Source organism: Halobacillus sp. BBL2006 (assembly GCF_000786645.1).
Lineage (GTDB): Bacteria > Bacillota > Bacilli > Bacillales > Halobacillaceae > Halobacillus.
Window position 1 is genome coordinate 1 of record NZ_JRNX01000148.1, and the last position, 5,180, is coordinate 5,180.

Here is a 5,180-nt window from a genome sequence, read left to right on the forward strand (position 1 = left end):
CTTGGCGAAGTACATTATCAGCTTCGCGGAATGCTTCTAACATCGGTGTATTTTTGTCTACAATTTCAAGGAGACGATCGTTAGGGATAACGATCAGTGTATCGACAGCGCCTTTAAGCCCTTCGATACCGCCAGCCGCTTGCGTAGAGCGTTTCCGGCCTTCAAACGTAAATGGTCTCGTAACAACACCAACTGTAAGAGCACCTAGCTCTTTAGCTACTTGTGCGATGACAGGTGCGGCACCAGTACCGGTTCCTCCACCCATACCAGCTGTAACGAATACCATATCCGCGCCTTGTAGAGCCTCTTCCAACTGCTCTTTACTTTCTTCTGCGGCTTTGCGTCCTACTTCAGGGTTTGCTCCCGCTCCTAATCCACGAGTCAGTTTCCCACCGATTTGCATTTTGACCTCTGCTTTTGAAAGGTTTAATGCCTGGGCGTCTGTGTTGACTGCAATAAATTCAACACCCTGCACCCCATGTTCGATCATACGGTTTACGGCATTGCTACCGCCACCGCCTACACCGATTACTTTAATGGTTGCCAATTGGTCCATGCTTGTATCAAAATCTAACATCATCCGTTCCTCCTAATACACGAGATTACAAGATTTATTGTATCGTCCGTCCTTTGACCGACTCCAAGCTTCCAATTAATCAAAGAAATATTTTAATAGATTGGACAAGCCTGACTCTTTTTTCTTCTCTGGTTTTTCTTTCTCTTCCTTCTGCGGTTTAGCCGCGCGTTTCTGCTTTTTAGGTGCCTGTTGTTCAAAATCAGCGGTTACTGATGGAAAAATCTCTTTTCCTTGTATTTTCGCATTACGATAAGCGAATTGCAAGATGCCAACGCCACTTGTAAATTGTGGTTCGCGAACTCCAATATAATCTGGAATTGCGAGTCTTACATTCGAATGGAAGACATCCTGCGCCAGTTCAAGGACTCCCGGCATATTCATCGTGCCGCCAGTCAACACAAAACCGCCCGGTAACTCCCGGACTCCCATGCGCTGAATTTCCTGGGCAGCAAAAACAAAAATTTCTTCCATTCTAGCTTCAATCATATCAGAGATTTGCAATTGATTGAACGCCTGTTCTCGATTACTTCCGATAATTGTGACAGAAAAACTTTCATCTTCATTAGCATCGTCAAAAAAAGCATGCCCATGCTCAATTTTCACTTGTTCTGCCTCTTCAGTTGAAGTTCTCAACCCGATTGAGAGATCCTTTGTAAGATTATCTCCACCAAACGGAAGAAGACTCGTCCCTTTCAAGTGTCCTTCTTCAAAAACGGATACGGTCGTTGATCCGCCGCCAACATCTACAAGCGCAACCCCCAGGTTCTTCTCGTCTTCAGATAAGGAGACGGTGCCTGAAGCAAGTGGCTGTAAACATACATCCAGTACTTCAAGTCCTGCTCTCTCCACACATTTTAAGGTGTTATGTAAGACGGTTTTAGCGCATGTGATGATCATACCTTCCATCTCTAAACGTACACCGATCATTCCTCGAGGATCTGTAATCTCGTCCTGTCCATCAACGATAAACTGACGTGGAATGACATCAATGATTTCCCGTTCTGGAGGAACCGATATAACCTGTGCTGCATCGATCACACGTGTAATATCCTCATTACCTATTTCTCTACTTTCACTAGAAACAGCTACTACACCATGACAAGGCTGCAATTGGATATGGTTTCCATTCACCCCTACGACAACCCGGTCTATTTTCATATCCACCATTCGTTCAGCCTGCTCGACTGCAGTACGAATAGAATGGACCGTTTGATCGATATCAACAATGGCTCCTTTCTTCATGCCATTTGATTTTGCCGATCCAACGCCAATTATATTTAGCGTATCGTTCATAATTTCTCCTATGATCACTTTGATTCTACTTGTTCCTATATCTAAACTGACTAGGATTTCATTTTGATTCACCAGTGACGCACCTCCTGTAACAAGCCATATGAGTAGTTCAAAGCATATCGAATATACGATAAAAATACAATCATTGAAATATAAACGTAAATGAATTGAAAAAATTCATCCTACGAATGAGCTAGAAAGTTTCCAAAAACTCGTTCATTACTTGTTTTCCACAGACTTTCTCGAATATCCTCTTATTTAGGCTCATTTTTTTCGAAATTTAACTAGTAATTTTTGGTCAATAATCTGTCGGCGAATAATTGCTAAATTCTGGAACAGCCGAACACCGAATGCAAATACAGCCGCTAAATATAAATCCACCCCTAACTGGACACCCAGGAACGCCAAAAAAGCAGCAAGTGAAACATTGAAGAAAAATCCTGTAATGAATACAGTATCATCGAATTTTCCTTCTAATTGGGACCTGATTCCTCCTAATAAAGTATCAAATGCGGCTAACACAGCTATGGAAAGATAGTCCGTATAAGCATTAGGAATTTGAAAATTTGTCAATAAGCCCAGTGAAATACCTATAATCAAAAACAAAACGGGAAGCCACATCTTATTCACCAATTTCTTCTAATTTTTCCAAGTGAAGGGGATCATCAAATTTGGGTAACGTCATATTCTTCTTCAATTTTGCTGCCAATTCTAAATTTTCGATACCGAACATGTCAATGGACTGACTAGTGTTGATGTAATCCCTCAATTTTCCCGGATTATCTGCCAGAACTTGTATCCGAACGGGTAACGGTGGCAAGGGGCGATTGTTTACGTAAGTGGAGCCATTAACGTTGCGGATTGGAGATAAACTAGTTAAACGTTCATTCCCAATCGAAATTTCATCCGCTCCGAACGTATTCAACTCGTTAAGAAGACGGCTGAGCAACTGCGGGGAAATGGACGGGTATATTTGTTCACCTGAGAAATTTTCAAGAAAAATTGGTGAGATCGTAATTTCTACCCCGTCTCCTTTCACCTCCGTAAGTCCTACTTTCTCTTCTAAGGTTTCAATGGACTCTTTCAGTGTATCCACTTGCTCTTTTGATGATTTTTTTTCGTAACTTTCAATCGTCTCATCGACAGACGCTAGCTTCGTAAGAAGTTCTTGTTGTTTTTCCTGCTGGACTTTCAATGCTTCACGTACTTCCCACTCATCCCTGGTATCACGAACCTCTGTTTGAGAAGTAGTCGTATGAAATTGTACCGCAACCATGAAGCCGATAAACATGCATATAATGGAAACCATCCACTTCGATTGTTTTTTCATCTTCGATCACCCTCAGCGGATAGCCTTGCTTGCATTTTGATTTCATCCTCACGGGACATTTCCACATCAACATGATCATTAATCAGCTGGTCAATGACTCCATGAGTCAGTTCCAAACTTGAGTAAAGGACATCCGAATCCCCGATCGCCGTTATTATAAAAGGCGCAGGATGCTGGATTCCATCCACAGTAATGACAGGTCCCGTACAAGCAATATAGCTGTCACTGAATATCCGTTGACCATTAATTGCTATCGCCTTAGCTCCTGCACTGAGCAGTTCATTAACAACACTATGAATATGGCCTTCATGTACAATATACTGGTTGGCCTGGTCTTCGTCAGGAATGTATTCGGCATCACTTAACTTAACCTCTATTCCTGTCCCTTTTACAGGCAGCTCGCCAGCCAGCATTTGTAGTTTATTCTTCTTCTCCACAAAATCGGCCACAACTTCTTCACTGTCTGCTAATCGCCTGTCATACCCTTGTATTTGTTCGCGCTTCGTTTTCAACTCATCTCTCAGCTGTTTATTTTTCTTTTCGATCTCTAATAATTGCTTTTTGTAATAATACTCTTTCTCCCATTGTGAATCACTCAGCTGAACCATTTGAGGCTTGCTTTCCGTTTGTTGATAACTGTAGGCTACAAGAAAACCAGAAACCAGCAGGACGAGAGAGAGAATCAATGACTTACCCTTGATTCTCATTCATACTCTCCTCTTCTGCGTTTCCTTCTTGAGAAGTTTCCCCTTGTGGGTTCGCTTCCCCTTGGGAACTCCCTTCTTGTGCATCTTTCTTAGAAAATTCCTCAAAATATGCGCCTACATCAATATGAATAATCCCTTCCACTCCCTCATCAAGCTGAGAAACGATCGAAGGGTAGGCTGGCATTTTGTTGGAAAAGGTACGGATTGATGCAAGCACTTGATAACCGTCCGTCATGTATAAGCGAATTTGGTACGGGTTATCTTCTTTTGGTTCCCAATGAATTTCAGAAATAAGACTGGAAACGCTGGCAGGAAGCTCTTTCAATTCCTGAGACATCTCTTTTAAGTATGTGGGTTTATCAAAGCCGGCAAGTATCGGTGCATCTCCTCCAGGAAGGGATGAGGTCGCTTCCAGTTCCGTACCATCTTCCAGGATAGCCCGGTATTCCCCATTATCTTTGACATACCCGATCCGTTCCGCTTCCTCCACTTCAATCTTTACCGTGCTGGGAAGCTGACGATTTACATCTGCATAAGTAATTTCTTTATGGGATTCAAGTCGTTTTTTAATTTCATCGCCATCTACTTTCCAAATATTCGTGTCATTCGTAATATTGGAAATTTCTTTAATTTCTTCTTCACTGACATGCTGCTGACCTGTTACGATCACTTCCCTTACATTGCTAAGAGGTGATTGTAAGTAGACCACGGTCGCAATCAACAAAAATAAAATCGTCAAATAGAGGATCAACCGACGATTTGCTTTCTTTTTTCTCGTTTGCTTAAGTTTTGGTATGCGATCTTCTATGGAAACAATTTTTCTTTCTTCCATAACGGGCATTTCTCCTTACTGATGACACCCTTGTGTTGTTCTTCACGGCTGCAAAAAAATTGAATGATCATCTACCAATGCTAAGGTTTTTCACTTCATTGATATAAATCCCATTATATCATAAATTTAGGCTGACAGATTGATAGACTTGAACTAGTTTGTGATAAAATTTGAAACAAAAACTCCTTTATTTAAGAAACCTATTATGTAACGGATGACCTAGATATATACCCTTTCACAATCATGATTAAAACGAACGATGTAAAAAGAACAAAAGCGCAAGCGCCTTACTTAGTTATTCAATGAATGTTCAACTAAGTTCGGCACGTCCTGTGCCAACGTTGAACTGACCCTCTTCCTGAAGGCCCCCGAGAAGCATAAGACAAGCGATGTAGTAGATGGCTTTTTATCCACGTAATCGATTGACTTATGACCTCGAGG

At 41.7% G+C, this 5,180-nt stretch carries 6 protein-coding genes; all 6 read right to left on the reverse strand.

Translation table 11 applies throughout. The annotated features are described in order from the left end of the window. Positions 1-577: cell division protein FtsZ (gene ftsZ, locus LD39_RS05310; protein WP_035543693.1), on the reverse strand; the 577-nt coding region annotated here is incomplete at its 3' end. Between the two features lie 75 nt (positions 578-652). Then, on the reverse strand, positions 653-1,942 hold the full coding sequence (ftsA, locus tag LD39_RS05315; protein WP_035543694.1) for a cell division protein FtsA: 1,290 nt from the start codon (positions 1,940-1,942) through the stop codon (positions 653-655). Between the two features lie 192 nt (positions 1,943-2,134). Further along, on the reverse strand, positions 2,135-2,491 hold the full coding sequence (locus LD39_RS05320; protein WP_035543695.1) for a small basic family protein: 357 nt from the start codon (positions 2,489-2,491) through the stop codon (positions 2,135-2,137). A 1-nt stretch (position 2,492) separates the two neighbouring features. Further along, the gene (locus LD39_RS05325; RefSeq protein ID WP_035543697.1) at positions 2,493-3,200 is read right to left on the reverse strand and encodes a DUF881 domain-containing protein; all 708 of its coding nucleotides are present in this window, start codon (positions 3,198-3,200) and stop codon (positions 2,493-2,495) included. Further along, complete coding sequence (locus tag LD39_RS05330; RefSeq protein ID WP_035543699.1) at positions 3,197-3,907, reverse strand: DUF881 domain-containing protein; 711 nt, start codon at positions 3,905-3,907, stop codon at positions 3,197-3,199. Before LD39_RS05330 ends, LD39_RS05325 begins: the two co-directional genes overlap by 4 nt. Continuing rightward, positions 3,891-4,739, reverse strand: coding sequence for a cell division protein FtsQ/DivIB (locus LD39_RS05335; RefSeq protein WP_035543701.1), 849 nt, complete (start codon positions 4,737-4,739; stop codon positions 3,891-3,893). The genes LD39_RS05330 and LD39_RS05335 overlap by 17 nt, the downstream gene beginning before the upstream one ends. Between the last annotated feature and the right edge of the window lie 441 nt (positions 4,740-5,180).

Excerpts from the sequence above, each read along its gene's own strand:
- LD39_RS05320 (WP_035543695.1), bottom strand. The coding sequence starts at position 2,491 with ATGTGGCTTCCCGTTTTGTTTTTGATTATAGGTATTTCACTGGGCTTA.
- LD39_RS05325 (WP_035543697.1), bottom strand. The coding sequence starts at position 3,200 with ATGAAAAAACAATCGAAGTGGATGGTTTCCATTATATGCATGTTTATC.
- LD39_RS05335 (WP_035543701.1), bottom strand. The coding sequence starts at position 4,739 with ATGGAAGAAAGAAAAATTGTTTCCATAGAAGATCGCATACCAAAACTT.
- LD39_RS05330 (WP_035543699.1), bottom strand. The coding sequence starts at position 3,907 with ATGAGAATCAAGGGTAAGTCATTGATTCTCTCTCTCGTCCTGCTGGTT.